This window comes from Streptomyces sp. NPDC032126, assembly GCF_055580085.1.
This window is the reverse complement of the sequence record NZ_JBVIMA010000003.1, coordinates 653,024-670,802: the sequence shown is the minus strand read 5'-3', so window position 1 is coordinate 670,802 and position 17,779 is coordinate 653,024. Positions and strand designations below refer to the sequence as shown.

Below are 17,779 nucleotides of genomic sequence, written 5' to 3'. Positions count from 1 at the left end.
GCCGACGGTCCCGCCGGCTCAGCCCTGGGGATAGCCGTTCTGCGAGTAGCCGTTCTGGTCGTACGGGTACTGGCCGTTGTTCTGCTGGTAGTAGCCGCCCTGCTGGGCGCCGTACGGCTGCTGCTGGGGGTACTGCTCGCCGTAGTACTGGTCCTGGTTCTGGTCGTAGCCCTGGTTGTCGTAGCCCTGGTTGTCGTACGGCTGCTGCGGGTGCTGGTGGTTCTGGGGGGCGGGGTCCGACGGGATGCGGCGCAGCTGGGTGGTGGCGTCGTCCATGACCTGGTGCGCCTGCTGCTGCGGTGGCTCGGGCCGGGCCCCCGGCGTCTCGGCCTGCGCGCGCTTCTTCTTCGACTTCTCGCGCAGGTACTCGATGATGATCGGCACCACCGACACCAGGACGATCAGGACGAGGATCGCCTCGACGTTCTTCTTGATGACGTCGATCTGGCCCAGCCAGTACCCCGCGAGGGTGACGCCCGTGCCCCAGGCCGCACCACCGATGATGTTGTACGTCAGGAACGTGCGGTACTTCATCCGGCCGGCGCCCGCCACGATCGGGGCGAAGGTGCGCACGATGGGCACGAAGCGGGCCAGCACGATGGCCTTGGGGCCGAACTTCTCCATGAACTCGTGCGCCTTCTCCAGGTTCTCCTGCTTGAAGAGCTTGGAGTTGGGGCGGCTGAAGAGCTTCGGGCCGAAGAACTTGCCGATCATGTAGCCCACTTGGTCGCCGATGACGGCGGCGAGCACGATCAGCAGGCACACCAGCCACAGGGGCTGGCTGATGAAGTCGCCCTCGGCCACGAACAGACCCGCGGTGAACAGCAGGGAGTCGCCCGGCAGGAAGGCGAAGAGACCGGACTCGGCGAAGACGATCAGCAGGATGCCGGGCAGACTGAAGGTCTCGATCAGATAGTCCGGGCTGAGCCACTCGGGGCCGAGCGCAAGCGTGGTCACGGGTCTGTGGCTCCTGCGGTGGGATGCGGGCGGGGGCGGGCGGCTCCAACGTATCAACGCAGCCGTCGCGCCCCAGGTTCCATGGGCGCTCCCAGGATGCACTGTGCGCCTGCCGGGACAAAGCTGTGGGCATGGGCATCGAGGACTTCGGCGGCGGCCAGGGGCCGCAGCCCGACGTATTGGTCGTCACCACGAACGACGTACCCGGATTCAAGGTGAAGGAGGTCATCGGCGAGGTCTTCGGACTGACCGTCCGCTCCCGGCACCTCGGCAGCCAGATCGGCGCCGGGCTGAAGTCGATGATCGGCGGTGAGCTCAAGGGGCTGACCAAGACCCTGGTGCAGACCCGCAACCAGGCCATGGAACGGCTCGTGGAGCAGGCACGCGCGCGTGGGGCGAACGCGGTCCTCATGTTCCGCTTCGACGTGACGGAGGCGGCGGACGTCGGCACCGAGGTGTGCGCCTACGGGACGGCGGTGGTCCTGGCCCGGGAGTGACACCGGGCCAGGCGCCTCACGCGGCGTGCCGGGCCGCGTTCGCGTCGATCGCCGCCTTGAGGTGCTCGGCCAGGCCCGGGCGCATGGCGTCGTAGAACGCCTTGAAGCGCTCGTCCGAGACGTACATCTCGGCCAGGCCCTGGTGCGTCTTCACATGGCACTCGAAGAACCACTTGGTGATGTGCTGCCGGTGTGCCTCGGCGAGGTCCATCGCCCGTCCGGAGGTGGGGGCGTCGCCGGCCTCCATGAGGGCGGCGTAGGACTCGCCCCAGGCGGCGACCTCGTCCTGGATCCGCTGCCAGTCGTCCTTGGTGTAGCGGGCGACACGGCGCTGCGACTCCTCATAGCTGTACGTGCCGCCCCAGCGGCGCTCCGCCTCCTCCGCGTACTGCTCGGGGTCCTTGTCCCCGAAGACCTCGAACTTCTCCTCGGGCGTGAGATTGATGCCCATCTTGCGTGCCTCCATGGCGTGCTCCACGGCCGCCGCCATCTTCCTCAGCTTCTCGATCCGGGCGGTCAGCAACTCGTGCTGGCGGCGCAGATGCGCGCGCGGATCCGCGTCCGGGTCGTCGAGCAGGACGGCGACCTCGTCGAGGGGGAAGCCGAGCTCCCGGTAGAACAGGATCTGCTGCAGCCGGTCGAGGTCGGCGTCGCTGTAGCGCCGGTGGCCCGCGTGGCTGCGTTCGCTCGGGACGAGCAGGCCGATGTCGTCGTAGTGGTGCAGGGTGCGCACCGTGACCGCGGCGAAGCCGGCGACTTGTCCGACGGAGTAGCCGTGCCCGGCGGCGCCCACGGTGTTGCCCCGTTCGGCGGAGCCGCCCTGTTCGGCGGAGTAGCTCACTTCCGCTCCCTTCTCGGTACGCACTCCACGATGGGTCCTCACGTCGCGTGAGGTGCAAGCCCGTTCCACACCGGACGCGGCGCCCGTTTTGCCCACTTATGGTGAGTTCGTGGCTCAAGACACCGCGCGCCAGGCATCCCCCGCTACGACGGCCCCGGCGCGCACGCTGCTGCTGTTGACCCTGCCCGCGCTGGTCGTGGGCATCGGAGCCAGCCTCCTCTTCCTCGCGGTGAGCGGACTCGCCGAGCAGTTGCAGGACGTGCTGTGGCAGAACCTGCCGGACGCACTGGGCGTGGGCCGGTACTCGGTGCTGTGGATGATGGTCATGCTCACCTCGACGGGCGTGGTGGTGGGTCTGGTGGTGTGGAAGGTGCCAGGTCACGCCGGGCCCGATCCGGCGACGATGAGCCTGAATGCCCCCGTCCTGCCGCCCGTCGTGCTGCCGGGGTTGCTGCTGGCGACCGCGCTGATGCTGGCGGGCGGACCGAGCCTGGGCCCGGAGAACCCCATCATCGCGGTGAACGTGGGCCTGACGTTCTGGCTGGGCAACCGGCTGCTGCCCCGGGCGCCGGGCGTCCTGTGGCCTGCTCTGGCGGAGGCGGCGACGATCGGCGCTCTGTTCGGGACACCCGTGGCCGCGGCGCTCGTGATCTCCGAGGCGCTGGCCGGGCGGCAGACGCGGGGGGCACTGTGGGACAACGTCTTCGCACCGCTCGCCGCGGCCGCCGCCGGCTCCATGACGGCCACCCTGCTGGCCCACCCGAGTCTCGATCTGCACCTGCCCCCCATGGGCAAACCCGGCTGGGACGATCTGCTGGCGGCATTGGTGATCGCGCCCGCGGCGGCGCTGCTGGGGCTGTGCGGCGCGTACCTGTTTCCGTACGTCCACGGCGCCTTCCAACGGCTGCGTCATCCGATGCTGATGCTTCCGGCGGGCGGGCTGATCCTGGGACTGCTGGGGGCGCTGGGCGGCCATCTGACGCTGTTCAAGGGGCTGGACGAGGTCGACCAGCTGGCTGCGGATCCGGACGGCTGGACGGCCGGGGAGTTCGCCACGATGACGGTCGTGAAACTGGCCGCCCTGGTCGTGTCCGCGTGCTGCGGATTCCGGGGCGGACGAATCTTCCCGGCGGTCTTCATCGGTACCGCGTTCGGCCTGATGGCCCATGCCCTCGTGCCCGACGTGCATCCGGCCGTGGGCGTGGCGACGGGCGTGCTGGGCGTCCTACTCGCCATCACCCGGCAGGGTTGGGTGAGCCTGTTCACGGCGGCCGTCCTCGTCGCCTCACCCACCCTCCTCGCCCTGCTGTGCTTCGCCTCCCTGCCGGCCTGGCTGGTGGTGACCGGACGGCCGCAGATGCAGGTGCGGGAGGACGGGACGGCGGTGCGGTGAGCGGAATGGGGCATTCGAGTGAATCCATGGATCCGTGAACCGATCGCGAACAGATCGCGAACCGATCGCGAGCTTTGAACCGATGAGGGAATAGGACCGGCACGGCGGGACACCAGACCGCAGCCCCACGTGTCCGGACCACCGCAGGCACGACAGGAAGCAGCCCGAGAAGCAACCGACCATCAGCACAGGCAGAACGCAGAGTTGGGAGACCCATCCATGCCCCTCCACCAAGGCCCCGCGAAGTCCGCCGAGCGCCCGCTGTCCGTGAATCCCATCTATGGAGAGGCGAATCCCGCCGCCGGCATGGTCGAGGCCCCGCCCAAGCACCGCATGCCCGACTCCCCCATGTCCCCGTCGACGGCGTATCAACTCGTCCACGACGAACTGATGCTGGACGGCAACTCCCGGCTGAATCTGGCCACGTTCGTCACGACCTGGATGGAGCCACAGGCCAGCGTGCTGATGGCCGAGTGCCGGGACAAGAACATGATCGACAAGGATGAGTATCCGCGCACCGCCGAGCTGGAGCGGCGCTGTGTGGCGATGCTCGCCGATCTGTGGCACGCGCCCGACCCGTCCACGGCGGTCGGCTGTTCCACCACGGGCTCCAGCGAGGCGTGCATGCTCGCCGGCCTGGCGTTGAAGCGGCGCTGGACGACCCGCAACGCCCACCGCTACCCCTCCGCCGACGCTCGCCCGAATCTCGTGATGGGCGTCAACGTCCAGGTCTGCTGGGAGAAGTTCTGCAATTTCTGGGAGGTCGAGGCCCGTCTGGTCCCCATGGAGGGCGACCGCTTCCACCTCGACCCCCAGGCCGCGGCCGAGCTGTGCGACGAGAACACGATCGGCGTCGTCGGCATCCTCGGCTCCACCTTCGACGGGTCCTACGAGCCGATCGCCGACCTGTGCGCGGCCCTCGACGACCTCCAGGAGCGCACCGGCCTCGACATCCCGGTGCATGTCGACGGAGCGTCCGGCGCCATGATCGCCCCCTTCGTCGACGAGGACCTGGTCTGGGACTTCCGCCTGCCGAGGGTTGCGTCCATCAACACCTCGGGGCACAAGTACGGGCTCGTGTATCCGGGCGTCGGCTGGGCCGTGTGGCGCGACAGGGAGGTACTGCCCGAGGAACTGGTCTTCCGGGTGAACTACCTGGGCGGTGACATGCCCACCTTCGCGCTCAACTTCTCCCGGCCGGGCGCCCAGGTCGTCGCGCAGTACTACACCCTGCTGCGGCTCGGCCGGGACGGCTTCCGGGCCGTGCAGCAGTCCACACGGAACGTGGCCCGGAGCGTCGCCGAACGCGTGGAGGCCCTCGGCGACTTCCGGCTCCTGACCCGGGGCGACGAGCTGCCGGTGTTCGCGTTCACGACGGCGCCCGATGTGACGGCGTACGACGTCTTCGACGTCTCACGGCGGTTGCGCGAGAGAGGCTGGCTGGTGCCGGCCTACACATTCCCGCCGAACCGGGAGGACCTGTCGGTACTGCGGGTCGTGTGCCGCAACGGCTTCTCGGCGGACCTCGCCGACCTGTTCGTGGACGACCTCACCCGTCTGCTTCCGGAGCTGCGCCGGCAGCCGCACCCGCTGACGGGGGACAAGGAGGCGGCCACGGGATTCCACCACTGAGAGGGTGAACGCCCCTGAGGGCGTGCACGCCCTCAGGGGAATGAACGCCGGGCACGGTCACCGCCCCAGGCGGGCGAACCTCCGCACCGCCAGCGGAAGGAACACCACGAGCAGTCCCCCCGACCATCCGACCGACGCCCACACATGGCCCGCGTCCACCCCGGTTCCGCCCAGCAGCTCGCGTGCGGCGGTGGCCGTCCTGGACAGGGGATTCCACTCGACGGCCGTGCCCAGCCAGGCGGGCATGGAGTCGGGAGTGGCGAAGGCGTTGGAGAGGAAGCCGACCGGCCACACCAGGATCTGGACGGCCTGGACCATCTCCGGCTTCCCCGCCACCAGCCCCAGATGGATGCCGATCCAGAGCATCGCGAAACGGAAGAGAAGGAGGAGACCCACGGCGCCCAGGAAGGCCCCGGGCCCACCCTCAGCCCGCCAACCGAGGAGATAGGCGACAGCCGTCATCAGGGCCAGCCCCAGCAGCGACTGAATCATGTCGGCGACCGCCCGGCCCACCAGTACGGCCCCGTCGGCCATCGGCAGCGAGCGGAAGCGGTCGATGACGCCCTTGTTGAGGTCCTGGGTGACGGCGAGCATCGTGCTCTCCAGGCCGAAGGCCATGGTGAGGGCGAGCATGCCGGGGACGAGGTAGTCGAGGTAGTCGCCCTCGACACCACGACCGCCGCCGATGAGATAGCCGAACATCAGCAGCAGCATCACGGAGAAGAGCAGTCCGACGACAACGCGGACCGGCTGACGGGCCCAGTGCGCGAGCTCACGCCGGGTCATGGTCCAGCAGTCGGTCAGGGCGTAGAGGGTGAGGGTGGAGGGGGTGTAGGTGCTCATACGGCCGTCTCCTTCTCGCCGCCGCCCCACACGCCCTGCTCACAGGCACCCTCGGCGCCCGGCCCCGTATCCAACTCCGCCGCGACACAAGCACCCTGTGCCTCGGGCCCCGCGTCCCTACCCCACCCCTCCCCCATCGCACCCTCACTCCGTCCCGTCAGTCGCAGGAACACCTCGTCCAGTGTCGGGCGGCGCAGGGCGATGTCCTCTGCCTCGATGGCGGCCTCGTGGAAGGCGTGTATGGCGGCGGAGAGGGCGGTCATGCGGTCGGTGACGGGGGCGCTGAGGAGGCGGCGGTCGGGGTCGACGGTGATGGTGTCCTTCGGTACCGGGAGCAGGGCCACCGCCGCACCGAGGTGGCCGGCGTCGCGCAGGACGATGTCGATGCGGTCGCCGCCGGTCAGGGCCTTCAGCTCGTCGGCCGTGCCGTCGGCGACGACCCGGCCGGCGTCGACGACCGAGATGCGGTCGGCGAGCTGATCGGCCTCCTCCAGGTACTGGGTGGTGAGCAGGACCGTCGTACCGCCGTCGACCAGGGACCGGACCGAGGACCAGACCTCGGCGCGGCCACGGGGGTCGAGGCCGGTGGTGGGTTCGTCGAGGAAGAGCACGAGGGGATCGGTGATGAGGGAGGTGGCGAGGTCGAGGCGGCGTCGCATGCCGCCGCTGTAGGCGCGGACCGGTTTGCTGCCGGTGTCGGTGAGGCCGAAGCGGTCCAGGAGTTCGTCGGCGCGCGCACGGGCGGGGCGGGCGCCCAGGTGGTGGAGGCGGCCGAACATCTCCAGGTTCTGGCGGCCGCTCAGTTCCTCGTCGAGGGCGGCGTGCTGGCCGAGGAGGCCGATGCGGCGGCGCACCGCACGGGCCTCGGTCACCACGTCGTGTCCGGCCACCTGGATCCGGCCCGCGTCCGGCCGCAGCAGGGTGGCCAGGATCCGGACGAGGGTCGTCTTGCCCGCGCCGTTGGGGCCGAGGATCCCGTGCACCGTGCCTCGCGTGACGGTGAGGTCCAGACCGTCCAGTGCCCACGTGCCGCCGCCCCCGCGACCACTCCGACCACCCTTCCCGCCGTACCGCTTGCGTGCTCCCTCGACGGTGATCGCCGCGTCCGCCACTGCCACTGTCGGCCACCCTTCGCTAGTCAAACTTGACTACCACCTCGAAAAGCTAACTCCCTCGACCTCATTGGTCAAACTTGATCAGCGATCGTCCCCGGGATGCCGCTCCCCCGTCGCGTAGGGGTTCTCCTGGTCCTCGGTGAGGATGCCGACGAAGGGTTCGCCCTCGTCGGCGAAGGTGTAGGCGCCGCTCTCGATGCGGCGGACGAGGCCCTGGGTCCACTCGGCCTCGGCGTCGGCCGTGTGGATCCAGAGGTTCATGATCTCCCCGATGTGCCCGAGTTGTTCGGGGCCGTCCTCGGGGACGTAGTGCTCGGTGACGGCCGAGCGCCATTCCTCGATCCGCCGGATCCGCTCCTTGAGCAGCGCCGTCGCCTCGTCGCGCGGCAGGTCGACCATGAAGCCGATGGCCGCCGACTTGATGTCCATCTTCTGGTCGTAGGAGACCAGCGACTCGCGCAGCAGCCGCAGGAACTCCTCGGTGCCGGCGTCCGTGATCTCGTACTCGACGCGGGGCGGGCCGCCGGCCGTGGACGGGGCGATCTCGTGCGCGTGCAGGAGTCCCTGCTTCGCCATCTGCTTCAGGGCGTGGTAGATCGAGCCGGGCTTGGCGTTGGACCACTCATGGGCGCCCCAGTATTCGAGGTCGTTGCGCACCTGGTAACCGTGGGCCCGCCCGTGCTGGCGGACGGCGCCCAGCACGAGGAGACGGATCGCTGACATGCGGTCCAGGTTATGAGTTTTGACTTCGGCCGCGCGGCGTGCCCTCGGGTTCAGGGGCGCGTGCGCCCTCGGGTTCGCTGATGCGCGCGCCCTCGGAGGCGGGGCTCGCGCCCTCCGACATGGGGCTCGTGCCTCAGCCTTGGGCCAGGTCGGCGAGTTCGAAGGCCGTCCTGCCGTCCAGGGACTCGCGGATGATGTCGGCGTGGCCGGCGTGCCGGGCGGTCTCGCGGATCAGGTGGAGGGCGAGCCAGCGCATCGAGACGCGCCCCTCCGGCGGGAACCAGGGCTGGTCGGGGAGCGCGAAGGTGTCGTCGAGGCTGGGCACCGAGCGGATGAACGCCTCCGTCTCGGCGGCGACCTTCTCCCAGTAGTCGAGCTGCGAGGCGACGCTCTCCCCGTCGACCAGGACGAAACACTCGTGCCAGTTCGACTGGTCGCGCTGGACGGCCGGGGGCTCGCCCTTGGCGAGGGCCACCCAGAACTGTTCGACCTCGGCCACATGCTTGACCAGGCCGGCGAGCGACAGTTCGCTGGCGCTGGGCCTGCTGACGGCCTGCTCGTCGGTCAGCCCGAGCACCGCCCGCCGGATGCCGCCGCGCTGCTCCGCCAGGAACGAGAGCAGGGCTCCGCGCTCGTCACCGTGCGCCTCCGCGGGAACGTGAGTGACCATGACCGACGCCTTTCGTCGAGATCGGTGGGGCTCTCCCCCCGACACAGACGACGTTAGGCGGCCTTTCGGTCAGATCCTGTCCTCAAGGGCGGACGACTCAGAACGGAAACCGGCTCCGCCCGTGCTGCACCGAGATCCACTTCAGAGTGGTGAAGGCGTCCAGGGTGGTCTCGCCGTTCAGCCGACCGATCCCCGAGTGCTTCTCGCCGCCGAAGGGGACCAGCGGCTCGTCGTGGATCGTGCCGTCGTTGACGTGGAACATCCCGGTGTCGACGCGCTTGGCGAAGGCCACGCCCCGCTCCACGTCGGCGGTGTGGACGGCGCCGCTGAGTCCGTAGGGCGTGTCGTTGACGATGCGGATGGCCTCCTCCTCGCCGTCGAAGGGGACGAGGAGGGCGACGGGGCCGAAGATCTCCTTGTGCAGGAGGGCCGAGTCGGCGGGCACGTCGGTGAGCACGGACGGCTCGACCAGGTTGTCGGTGGTCGAGCCGCGCACCAGCACCGTGGCGCCCTCCGCCACCGCCTGGTCGACGGCGGCCGAGACGGCGTTGGCCTGGAGGGAGTTGATCACCGGGCCGATCACCGTCTGCGGATCGCTCGGGTCGCCGGTCTTCAGCGTCCTGACCTTGGCGACGAACTTCTCGGTGAACTCGTCGGCCACCGTCCGGTCCACCAGCACCCGGTTCGCGGCCATACAGACCTGGCCCTGGTCGACGTATCTGCTGAAGACGGCCGCGTCCACGGCGTAGTCGATGTCGGCGTCGTCGAGGACCACCAGCGCGCTGTTGCCGCCGAGTTCGAGGACGGTCCGCTTGAGCTGGGCCGCGCAGACGGTCGCGATGTGGCGGCCGACCTTGTCGGAGCCGGTGAAGGAGATGACCTTGGGCACCGGGTGCTCGATGAAGGCGTCGCCTATCTCGGCTATGTCGGTCAGGACGACGTTCAGCAGGCCGGTCGGCAGGCCGGCGTCCTCGAAGAGCTTGGCGATGAGGGTGCCGCCGACGATCGGGGTGTCCTGGTGCGGCTTGAGGACGACGCCGTTGCCGAGGGCGAGCGCGGAGGCGACCGGCTTGATCGACAGCAGGAAGGGGAAGTTGAAGGGGCTGATCACCCCGACGACACCGACCGGCTCACGGTAGAGCCGGTTCTCCTTGCCCTCGATCGGCGAGGGCAGCAGCCGCCCCTCGGAGCGCAGCGTCAACTGGGCGGCCTCGCGCAGGAATTCCTTGGCCAGACCGATCTCGAAGCCGGCCTTGAGATGCGTGCCGCCGAGCTCGGCGATGATGGCCTCGGTGATCTCCGGCTCGCGCTCCTCGACCAGCCGCAGGGCGCGCTCGAAGATGTCGCGCCGGGTGTAGGGGTTGGTCGCCGCCCAGGTGCGCTGGGCGCGCTGGGCCGCGCGGTAGGCCTGGTCGACCTCGTCGATGGTGGCGATGGTGATCGAGGCGAGCTTGGTGCCGTCGTACGGGTTGACGTCGATGATGTCCCAGCAGCCCGTACCGGGCCGCCACTCACCGTCGATGTACTGCAGGGCCAGGTCCGTGAAGCAGGACGACATGCGATCCCTCAATCCCTTGCCGTCGGAGCGCTCGCGCTCTGATCACACGTCATCGTACTTACGTTTTACGTCAGTTGGCGTGCACGTCTCAGAAACGCACCGGTAAGCAAAGGCGAATCGAGGGTTATCCCTATGAGGCGTCGGCCGGCCTTCTACGACAGTTGCAGCAGCCCGCGCAGCAGGTCCCGGCTCTCGTCCGGCCCCGGGCTGTCCTGCTGGAGTTCCTTGAGCGCCTGCTCGTACTGGGTGACGTCCTCGCGCTTGTCCAGGTACAGCGCGCTGGTGAGCTGTTCCAGATAGACGACGTCCGAGAGGTCGGACTCGGGGAAGCTGAGGATCGTGAAGGCGCCGGACTCGCCGGAGTGGCCGCCGAGGCTGAACGGCACGACCTGCAGTCGTACGTTGGGGCGCTCGGAGATCTCGATCAGATGCTGGAGCTGACCGCGCATCACCTCGCGGTCGCCGTAGGGGCGACGCAGCGCGGCCTCGTCGAGGACGATGTGGACGTCGGGCGCGTTCTCGGAGACGAGGTACTTCTGGCGCTCCAGGCGCAGCGCCACGCGCCGGTCGATGTCGGCCGCGCCGGCGCCCTTCATGCCCCGGCTGACGACGGCGTGCGCGTACGCCTCGGTCTGGAGCAGGCCGTGCACGAACTGCACCTCGTAGGCGCGGATCAGTGAGGCCGCGCCCTCCAGGCCCACATAAGTGGGGAACCAGCTCGGCAGGACGTCGGAGTAGCTGTGCCACCACCCGGCCACGTTGGCCTCGCGGGCGAGTCCGACGAGCGCGGCGCGCTCCTGCTCGTCCGTGATCCCGTACAGCGTCAGCAGGTCTTCCACATCGCGTGTTTTGAAGCTCACCCGGCCCAGCTCCATCCGGCTGATCTTCGACTCGGAGGCGCGGATGGAGTACCCCGCGGCCTCACGCGTGATGCCCCGTGACTCACGCAGTCGCCTGAGTTGCGAGCCGAGCAGCATGCGTCGCACCACCGATCCGGGCTCTCCCGCGCTCACGTTCGCCAGCCTCCCCAACCGTCTTCAGGGGCCGAAGTCTGCCACTAAAACACTCCGAGCAGTACTCACCCGATTACAGAGATGGAAAGAAGCCATTGGCAAGGCGTAGACCTCTGCAAGGAGAGGGTCGAAAGAGTGCAAAGAGAAGGCGCTGAACGGCGAGAAGATGGCGGAAAAAATGGCCAAGAAGCGGTACGGGCAGGTCCAATTCGGTCACGTGCACGTGCATCTGCCCTTGCATCTGCTGTACGCATCCGAAACCATGGTCCCGCGCCACCGCTGCATCGCAACGACCGCGAATCCCGGGAGTGCCTCGCATGGGGACGAATGGATCGACCATGCTCGAGCCGTTACGGCAGGGCCTTCCGCCGCTGGATCCCGCGGCCGTGTCCAACGCCGCCTCCTGTGCCCTGCCCGCCCGCTTCGAAGCGGTGCGCGAAGCCCGGCAGTTCACCCGCAGAACCCTCGGCCAGTGGGACGTCGGTGATCGCTTCGACGACATCTGTCTGGTCGTCTCCGAGCTCGTCACCAACGCCCTGCGGCACGGACTGGCGGCCGGCGACGTCGGCGTCGCGGGCGAGCAGAACCCGCCCGTGCGGCTGCACTTGATGCGGTGGACCGAGCGGCTGGTGTGCGCGGTGCGCGACCCCAGTCATGACAGCCCCGTCGCGGGCGAGGCGGACGACTTCTCGGCGGAGTCGGGCCGGGGCCTGTTCCTCGTCGACTCCTTCGCCGACGGCTGGGGCTGGCATCCGCTGGCCGGCACGCTCGGCGGCAAGGTGGTCTGGGCGCTGTTCCGGCTGTCCACCGCCGCCGAATGACGAGACGCGGCGCCGCCCCGCGCCGCGTTTCTACGCGCGTCACCACCGCTTTCGCAGCCTACGTACGGTTTCCCGGCGACGGTGTGGTCCTCAGCCCGCGATCAGGTGATCGAACTCGCCGTCCTTGACGCCGAGCAGCATCGCCTCGATCTCGGCGCGTGTGTAGACCAGCGCGGGACCGTCCGGGAAGCGCGAGTTGCGCACCGCCACGTCACCGCCCGGCAGCCGGGCGAACTCCACGCACGAACCCTGCGAGTTGCTGTGCCTGCTCTTCTGCCAGGCAACCCCGTGCAGCTGTGTGGCCGTCATGCCGTTGTACACGTCGCGTCCCCCGTCAACGTCGTGGTCCACAGGTCGCTCCCTGATGGTGCACTGGCTGGTGTGGCCATTGGTGCGGTGGTCAACTGTCCCGGATCATAACTCCGTTCATGTGCGGATGCATGAGCAGATGCACGTGCACGCGGGGTGGTCCCGCGGTTACAGCTTTGACGCTCGCTTTACCGAAAGTGTTCGACGTCGCGGCGGTGTCACCGCAGCCCGTCGAGCGCCTCCCGAAGAGCGGGCATCACATGCGATCTCCAGCCCCCGCCCATGATCCGGCGCGCCATCGACTGCGCCGGATCGTCCGGATCGAATCCCTCGTGCACTAGGAAGAGACGCGTACCCCGCCCTTCCTGTTCCAGGGTCCAGGTGATGGTCCAGTCCGCGGGGTTGGCCGGATCGGCGTCGGTCCACCGGACGGAAAGCATCCGTTCCGTGTCGTAGGCGAGCACTTCCGCGTCCACGACCCCCGAGAAACCGGTGTTCGGGCGGGGCACCGAGGTCATCCGGTACCGGTGTCCCACCTGGAGACGGAACCCCTCGGCACCGGGCATCTGCCAGCGCGCGAGCAGCTCGGGCTCGGTCAGGGCCCGCCAGACCTTGGCGGGAGGGTGCGGGAAGTACTGGTCCACCCGGACGACGGTCAGGTCGTCCTCGGGTACCGGACCGGACCGGTCACGCGGCGGGAGGCTCATGTCGGCTCATCGTCGGGCATGCGGTCGAGCAGATCGCCGAGCCCCCTCAGACGCGCGCGCCAGAACCGCTCGTACGGATGGAGCCAGTCCTGTACGTCGGCGAGCGGGGCCGCCTCCAGTCGATAGATGCGCTGTCGGCCGGAGCGCTGCTCGGAGACGAGACCGGCGTCGCGCAGCACCTTCAAGTGTTCGGAGAGGCTGGGCCGGCGCATGGCGAAGTGGTCGGCCAGGGCCTGGACGGGCTGGGGCCCGCCGTCGCGCAGCAGCCGCAGCACCTCGCGGCGGGTGGCGTTGGCGAGGGCGGCGAAGACGCGGTCGGCGGCGGAGGCGCTGTCCGCGCCGGCGACGGAGGCGCTGTCCGTGCCGGCGGCGGAGGCACTGTCCGCGCCGGTGGCGGAGGCACTGTCCGCGCCGGTGGCGGTGCCCGTCCCGGTCCCGGTGGTCATGGCGGGGTCAGAAGCCTTCCTTCTCCGTCAGCAGCATCAGGCCGTTGCCGTCGGGGTCCGCGAAGGAGGCCATCCGGCCCCAGGGGAACTCGTCCGGGCCCTGGACGGGGATCCCGGCCTCGGCGAGGCGGGCGCGGTCCGCGTCGACATCGGTCGTCACCAACATGATCCCCCGCGCGGAACCCGGCACGAAATCGCCCATGCCCGGCCCGGAGAGCGTGAAGACCGTCTGGGCGCCGGCCGGGGCGACCTGGAGCCAGCGGCCCTGGGGCATCGCGCGGTCGGCGGTGACCTCGAAGCCGAGGACGTCCGTGTAGAAGCGCAGCGCGCGGTCCTGGTCGGAGACGGGAAGGGTGACGAAAGAGGCGTGAGTGATGCTCATACCGCGAGAATAGGTAGGGGATCTCCTACGAGTCAACCGTAGGAGATCCCCTACCCATACCGCCTCACCTGCTGGAGTACGGCAACAACGCCATCTCGCGCGCGTTCTTGATGGCGCGGGCGACCTGCCGCTGCTGCTGAGCGGTCACGCGCGTGACGCGACGGCCGCGGATCTTGCCGCGGTCGGAGATGAACTTCCGCAGCAGATCGGTGTCCTTGTAGTCGATGTAGGTGATCCCCCCCTGGTCCAGCGGGTTGGGCCGGCTCTTGGCGGGCTTGCGGTCGGGCTTGCGGGGCATGGCGGGGTCAGACCTCCAGAAGGGTGTCGAAGGCGGGCGGCAGCCGCTTCCAGGCGGCGCCCCCCCGGCGTACTCGGCGTCGGTGAGCAGGCAGGACTCCAGCAGCCGGGTGAGTCCGTCCCGGTCCAGGCCGGGCGAGGTGAAGACCAGGTGCTGGCAGCGGTCGCCGTGCTCGGGGTGCCAGTCCAGCGCCGCGGCGGCGCGGCGGACCGGCGGCACCATGTCCCAGGCCGCGTCGGGCAGCGAGGCGAGCCAGGGGCCGGCGCTCTCCACGCACAGCGCCCCGCCCGCGGCGTCCCAGTGCAGCAGGGTGTCGGGCCGGTCGGCGAGCCAGAACCGTCCCCGACTGCGGGCAGCGGCGCAGGTCAGGTCCTCCAGGGCGTCGTACAGACGCCCGGGGTGGAAGGGCCGCCGCCGACGCCACACGAGCGTGCCCACGCCGTGCGCGTCGCCCTCGGCGGGCAGCAGGGCGCAGGCGGGGTGCTGGGCGGCGGCCGCCGCGTCCACGTCGAATCCGGCGAGGGCGGCGGCGGCCAAAGGGGAGGCGGCGCTCAGGGATGCATGTGCAGCGGAGGGTGCGGATGCCGGTGCGTCGCCGTCCGACGGCGGCGTCCGGTCGGCGGCGTCGTCGTCCGGGTGAGGCAGCCCGATGCGGTGAGCCGTCGAATGGAGCTGGTTGAGGAGTTCATGGTCCCCCTCGTCCGCCTCCGGGGAGGCCAGGACGGCGAGCACGGGGGCGTACTCCAGCTGTCGGGCGAAGGTGTCGGCGACGGTGCGCTGGTCCGTCGCCGCCGCCGCGAGGCCCGCGTCGGCGAGGTCGTCGCCGTTGCCGAGGCAGGACAGCAGCAGCGCCGGGTCCACGGCCGTGATGACACCGGTGACGGTGATGCCGCCCGCGACGACGACCTCCGCCATCGCCTTGGGTTCGACCGAGTCCCACAACTCGACGATCGCGAGCCGGATGAGCCCCGCGTCGGCGAGCCGGCGCAGCTCGGGCACCAGGTCCTCGCGCAGCGCACAGCACGCGCAGTCGTTGACCAGCGGCGTCTCGCCGACGGACAGCAGGCCGTCCGCGTCCCGGACGGTCCGTACGACCGTCCCGGCGGCGGCCGTCGACAGGTCGTGGTGGAGTACGACGCTGCCGGGCACGTCGGCGAGCAGCTGGGCCACCGTCGCCCTGCGGGCGTCGGCGTGCAGCCCGCCGACGATCACGACCGGCAGGCTCACGCCCCGCCCCGCTTCCCGTACCGCCGCTCGAAGCGCTCGACGCGGCCGGCGGTGTCCAGGACGCGGGCGGTGCCGGTGTAGAAGGGGTGGCTGACGTTCGAGATCTCGATGTCGACGACCGGGTAGGTGTTGCCGTCCTCCCACTCGATCGTCTTCTCGCTCGTCATGGTCGAGCGGGTGAGGAAGGCGTGGTGCGCGGCGCGGTCCCGGAAGACGACGGGGCCGTAGGGCGGGTGGATTCCGTTGCGCATGGCGGTGGTCAGCGCTCCTCTCGGAAGTCGACGTGACGCCCGGCGACCGGGTCGTACTTGCGCAGGGTCATGCGGTCCGGGTCGTTGCGGCGGTTCTTGCGGGTCACGTAGGTGTAGCCGGTCCCCGCGGTGGACCGGAGCTTGACGACCGGGCGGAGTTCGTTGCGTGCCATGCTGCTATGTTACTGAAAATGAATTCCATTAGCACTACTGCTTGAAGAGAGGTACGTCACCCGTGTCCGCGCACTGCATGCTGACCGGCGCTCAGCCCGGCTTCGGCAACCGCGTCTCCCACTCCCACCGGCGCACCGCGCGCCGCTTCGACCCCAACATCCAGTCCAAGCGCTACTGGCTGCCGAGCGAGGGCCGGTACGTCCGGCTGCGGCTGAGCGCGAAGGGGATCAAGACCGTCGACGCGATCGGCGTCGAGGCCGCCGTGGCGCGCATCCGCGCGCGGGGGGTGCGGGTCTGATGGCGAAGAAGAGCAAGATCGCGAAGAACGAGCGGCGGCGGGAGATCGTCGCCCGGTACGCCGCACGGCGGGCCGAGCTGAAGGAGGTCCTGCGGCGGCCGTCGTCGACCGAGAAGGAACGTCTCGCCGCCCAGCGCGAGCTGCGGCGGCAGCCTCGGGACGCGAGCGCCACGCGCGTGCGTAACCGGGATTCCGTGGACGGGCGGCCCCGGGGGTACTTCCGGAACTTCGGGCTGTCGCGGGTGAGTCTGCGGGGGCAGGCTCATGCCGGGTATCTGCCGGGGGTGCGGAAGAGCTCCTGGTAGTTCTTCGAGGTGGGCAGCCTCACGCCTGCGTCATGGGCTTCCCCGGTGCTGGTGCTGGTAGCTTGCTGCGGACTTTTCGGTCGGACGGTCCGGCCGGCGGCTACAGCTTGGGAGCCAGCAGTGACCTCGGTGACGTACTCGCGCCCCGCACGTCGTACCACCCGCCGGTGCGTGTGGGCCGCGGCCGCCGCACTGGCGGGCGCGCTCACGCTGACGGCGTGCGGTGCCGGGGACGGATCCGACGACAACTCCCCCGTCACGCCGACCGCGACGCGGAGCGCCGACACCGGCGGCGGCACGGGCGGTACGGCCCCCGCCCCGTCCGGTTCCGGCGGGCCCCTGGAGGGCAGCTGGCTGGGCTCGGGCGACGGTGAGGCGGTCGTCCTGATGGTCACCGGCAAGGCGGCCTCCCTCTACGCGACCGGCGGGACCGTGTGCAACGGGACCGCGGCCGAGGAGTCGGGGATGCGGATGATCCATCTGACCTGCGCGAGCGGCAAGAAGAACCGCACCACCGGCATGGTCGACTCCGTCAATGGCTCCACCCTCAAGGTCACCTGGGAGGGCTCCGTCGGCACGGAGACCTACACCAAGGCCGGGAACGGCACCTGGCCGTCCGGGCTGCCCTCGGCGTCGTAATCCCCTCGCTTATCCCGGGGGCGGGGCGCGCGCACGCGCGCGTGTGCGTGATGATCCTCCGAGCACTGTCACGACCCCAAGGGACACATCCATGCGCGCCGTTCCGCTCACCGTCACCGCCCTCGCCGCCGCCCTTCTGCTGACCGCCTGCGACAGCGGCGGTGACGACGGCGCGGGCAGCGGCGGGAAGACCGACGCGGCCCCGTCCGCCGCCTCCTCCGCTGCCTCCTCCTCCGCCTGCGCGGCCGACAAGCTCACCTCCGAGGTCGGCCCCGTCAGCGAGGCTCCGGCCGCCGGCGACAGCGGCACGGTGACCGTCACGCTCACCAACACGGGCGCCGAGTGCGTCCTGAAGGGCTTCCCCAAGGTCGAACTGCACGCCGGGGACACCACCGTCACCGTGCCCGAGGACACCGGTGCCGGGGCGCAGGAGCTGACCCTCCCCGGGCAGGGCACCGCCTCCTTCACGGTCACCTACGCGCGCGGGCGGAAGGGCGGCGCGCAGAGCCTGGCCGCCGACAAGGCGACGTTCTCCCTGCCCGGGGCCTCCGCCGGCACGGACTTCCCTTGGTCGTACGGCGAGGTCGCGCTCAAGGGTGAGAGCCGCCCGGACGCCTCGGTGAGCGCCTTCCAGCAGGCGGGCGACTGACGTCGGTCACGGGTCGACCCGATCGGCGTCG

At 70.0% G+C, this 17,779-nt stretch carries 22 protein-coding genes and 2 pseudogenes; 8 read left to right on the top strand and 16 right to left on the bottom strand.

Features of this window, described 5'->3' with window-relative positions; translation table 11 throughout:
• Positions 1–18: 18 nt before the first annotated feature.
• Entirely contained in the window at positions 19–957 is a 939-nt protein-coding gene (locus ACZ5NW_RS16030; protein WP_468744410.1) for a DedA family protein, read from the bottom strand.
• Positions 958–1,088: 131 nt separating this feature from the next.
• Between ACZ5NW_RS16030 and ACZ5NW_RS16025 the strand changes: the two genes are divergently transcribed.
• Entirely contained in the window at positions 1,089–1,454 is a 366-nt protein-coding gene (locus tag ACZ5NW_RS16025) for a YbjQ family protein (RefSeq protein WP_468744409.1), read from the top strand.
• Between the two features lie 16 nt (positions 1,455–1,470).
• On the opposite strand, the gene ACZ5NW_RS16020 is transcribed toward ACZ5NW_RS16025, so the two are convergent.
• Positions 1,471–2,247: a MerR family transcriptional regulator gene (locus tag ACZ5NW_RS16020; RefSeq protein WP_468744507.1), complete on the bottom strand. Its 777-nt coding sequence runs from the start codon at positions 2,245–2,247 to the stop codon at positions 1,471–1,473.
• A gap of 157 nt (positions 2,248–2,404) precedes the next feature.
• On the opposite strand from ACZ5NW_RS16020, the gene ACZ5NW_RS16015 reads away from it, so the two are divergent.
• Both ACZ5NW_RS16015 and ACZ5NW_RS16010 read left to right on the top strand, forming a co-directional pair.
• Entirely contained in the window at positions 2,405–3,688 is a 1,284-nt protein-coding gene (locus tag ACZ5NW_RS16015; RefSeq protein ID WP_468744408.1) for an ion channel protein, read from the top strand.
• Between the two features lie 219 nt (positions 3,689–3,907).
• Positions 3,908–5,320 (top strand): glutamate decarboxylase, encoded by a 1,413-nt coding sequence (locus ACZ5NW_RS16010; RefSeq protein WP_468744407.1) that lies wholly within the window; start codon positions 3,908–3,910, stop codon positions 5,318–5,320.
• Positions 5,321–5,377: 57 nt separating this feature from the next.
• On the opposite strand, the gene ACZ5NW_RS16005 is transcribed toward ACZ5NW_RS16010, so the two are convergent.
• The 6 genes from ACZ5NW_RS16005 to ACZ5NW_RS15980 form a co-directional block, all read right to left on the bottom strand.
• A complete protein-coding gene (locus ACZ5NW_RS16005; protein ID WP_468744406.1) occupies positions 5,378–6,163 on the bottom strand; it encodes an ABC transporter permease in 786 nt (261 codons plus the stop codon).
• The gene (locus tag ACZ5NW_RS16000; protein WP_468744506.1) at positions 6,160–7,275 is read right to left on the bottom strand and encodes an ATP-binding cassette domain-containing protein; all 1,116 of its coding nucleotides are present in this window, start codon (positions 7,273–7,275) and stop codon (positions 6,160–6,162) included. The genes ACZ5NW_RS16005 and ACZ5NW_RS16000 overlap by 4 nt, the downstream gene beginning before the upstream one ends.
• Before the next feature lie 84 nt (positions 7,276–7,359).
• Positions 7,360–8,001: a PadR family transcriptional regulator gene (locus ACZ5NW_RS15995; protein WP_468744405.1), complete on the bottom strand. Its 642-nt coding sequence runs from the start codon at positions 7,999–8,001 to the stop codon at positions 7,360–7,362.
• Positions 8,002–8,134: 133 nt separating this feature from the next.
• Positions 8,135–8,671, bottom strand: a complete 537-nt coding sequence (locus tag ACZ5NW_RS15990; protein ID WP_468744404.1) for a DinB family protein — start codon at positions 8,669–8,671, stop codon at positions 8,135–8,137.
• 97 nt (positions 8,672–8,768) lie between these two features.
• A complete protein-coding gene (locus ACZ5NW_RS15985) occupies positions 8,769–10,229 on the bottom strand; it encodes an aldehyde dehydrogenase family protein (RefSeq protein WP_468744403.1) in 1,461 nt (486 codons plus the stop codon).
• A gap of 152 nt (positions 10,230–10,381) precedes the next feature.
• Positions 10,382–11,206 (bottom strand): helix-turn-helix domain-containing protein, encoded by an 825-nt coding sequence (locus ACZ5NW_RS15980; protein ID WP_468744505.1) that lies wholly within the window; start codon positions 11,204–11,206, stop codon positions 10,382–10,384.
• 374 nt (positions 11,207–11,580) lie between these two features.
• Between ACZ5NW_RS15980 and ACZ5NW_RS15975 the strand changes: the two genes are divergently transcribed.
• Positions 11,581–12,063: an ATP-binding protein gene (locus ACZ5NW_RS15975; protein ID WP_468744402.1), complete on the top strand. Its 483-nt coding sequence runs from the start codon at positions 11,581–11,583 to the stop codon at positions 12,061–12,063.
• 90 nt (positions 12,064–12,153) lie between these two features.
• Here ACZ5NW_RS15975 and ACZ5NW_RS15970 read toward each other — a convergent pair whose 3' ends face one another.
• The 8 genes and pseudogenes from ACZ5NW_RS15970 to rpmG form a co-directional block, all read right to left on the bottom strand.
• A complete protein-coding gene (locus tag ACZ5NW_RS15970) occupies positions 12,154–12,414 on the bottom strand; it encodes a DUF397 domain-containing protein (protein ID WP_468744401.1) in 261 nt (86 codons plus the stop codon).
• Positions 12,415–12,590: 176 nt separating this feature from the next.
• Positions 12,591–13,079: an SRPBCC family protein gene (locus ACZ5NW_RS15965; protein ID WP_468744400.1), complete on the bottom strand. Its 489-nt coding sequence runs from the start codon at positions 13,077–13,079 to the stop codon at positions 12,591–12,593.
• A pseudogene (locus ACZ5NW_RS15960) lies at positions 13,076–13,405 on the bottom strand (ArsR/SmtB family transcription factor); the annotation flags it as partial. The gene ACZ5NW_RS15965 and the pseudogene ACZ5NW_RS15960, both read right to left, overlap by 4 nt.
• Before the next feature lie 127 nt (positions 13,406–13,532).
• Positions 13,533–13,907 (bottom strand): VOC family protein, encoded by a 375-nt coding sequence (locus tag ACZ5NW_RS15955; RefSeq protein ID WP_468744399.1) that lies wholly within the window; start codon positions 13,905–13,907, stop codon positions 13,533–13,535.
• Positions 13,908–13,971: 64 nt separating this feature from the next.
• On the bottom strand, positions 13,972–14,205 hold the full coding sequence (gene rpsR / locus ACZ5NW_RS15950) for a 30S ribosomal protein S18 (protein WP_468744398.1): 234 nt from the start codon (positions 14,203–14,205) through the stop codon (positions 13,972–13,974).
• 7 nt (positions 14,206–14,212) lie between these two features.
• Positions 14,213–15,432: pseudogene (locus tag ACZ5NW_RS15945) on the bottom strand (CobW family GTP-binding protein).
• Positions 15,429–15,683 (bottom strand): type B 50S ribosomal protein L31, encoded by a 255-nt coding sequence (locus ACZ5NW_RS15940; protein ID WP_468744397.1) that lies wholly within the window; start codon positions 15,681–15,683, stop codon positions 15,429–15,431. The pseudogene ACZ5NW_RS15945 and the gene ACZ5NW_RS15940 overlap by 4 nt, the downstream one beginning before the upstream one ends.
• Before the next feature lie 8 nt (positions 15,684–15,691).
• Positions 15,692–15,856, bottom strand: coding sequence for a 50S ribosomal protein L33 (gene rpmG, locus ACZ5NW_RS15935; protein ID WP_055610751.1), 165 nt, complete (start codon positions 15,854–15,856; stop codon positions 15,692–15,694).
• Between the two features lie 62 nt (positions 15,857–15,918).
• Between rpmG and rpmB the strand changes: the two genes are divergently transcribed.
• From rpmB to ACZ5NW_RS15915, 4 genes are all read left to right on the top strand, one after another.
• Positions 15,919–16,155: a 50S ribosomal protein L28 gene (gene rpmB / locus ACZ5NW_RS15930; RefSeq protein WP_468744396.1), complete on the top strand. Its 237-nt coding sequence runs from the start codon at positions 15,919–15,921 to the stop codon at positions 16,153–16,155.
• Positions 16,155–16,460 (top strand): 30S ribosomal protein S14, encoded by a 306-nt coding sequence (rpsN, locus tag ACZ5NW_RS15925; protein WP_468744395.1) that lies wholly within the window; start codon positions 16,155–16,157, stop codon positions 16,458–16,460. Before rpmB ends, rpsN begins: the two co-directional genes overlap by 1 nt.
• Positions 16,461–16,580: 120 nt before the next feature.
• On the top strand, positions 16,581–17,099 hold the full coding sequence (locus ACZ5NW_RS15920; RefSeq protein WP_468744394.1) for a hypothetical protein: 519 nt from the start codon (positions 16,581–16,583) through the stop codon (positions 17,097–17,099).
• Positions 17,100–17,190: 91 nt separating this feature from the next.
• Complete coding sequence (locus ACZ5NW_RS15915) at positions 17,191–17,748, top strand: DUF4232 domain-containing protein (protein ID WP_468744393.1); 558 nt, start codon at positions 17,191–17,193, stop codon at positions 17,746–17,748.
• Positions 17,749–17,779: the final 31 nt, after the last annotated feature.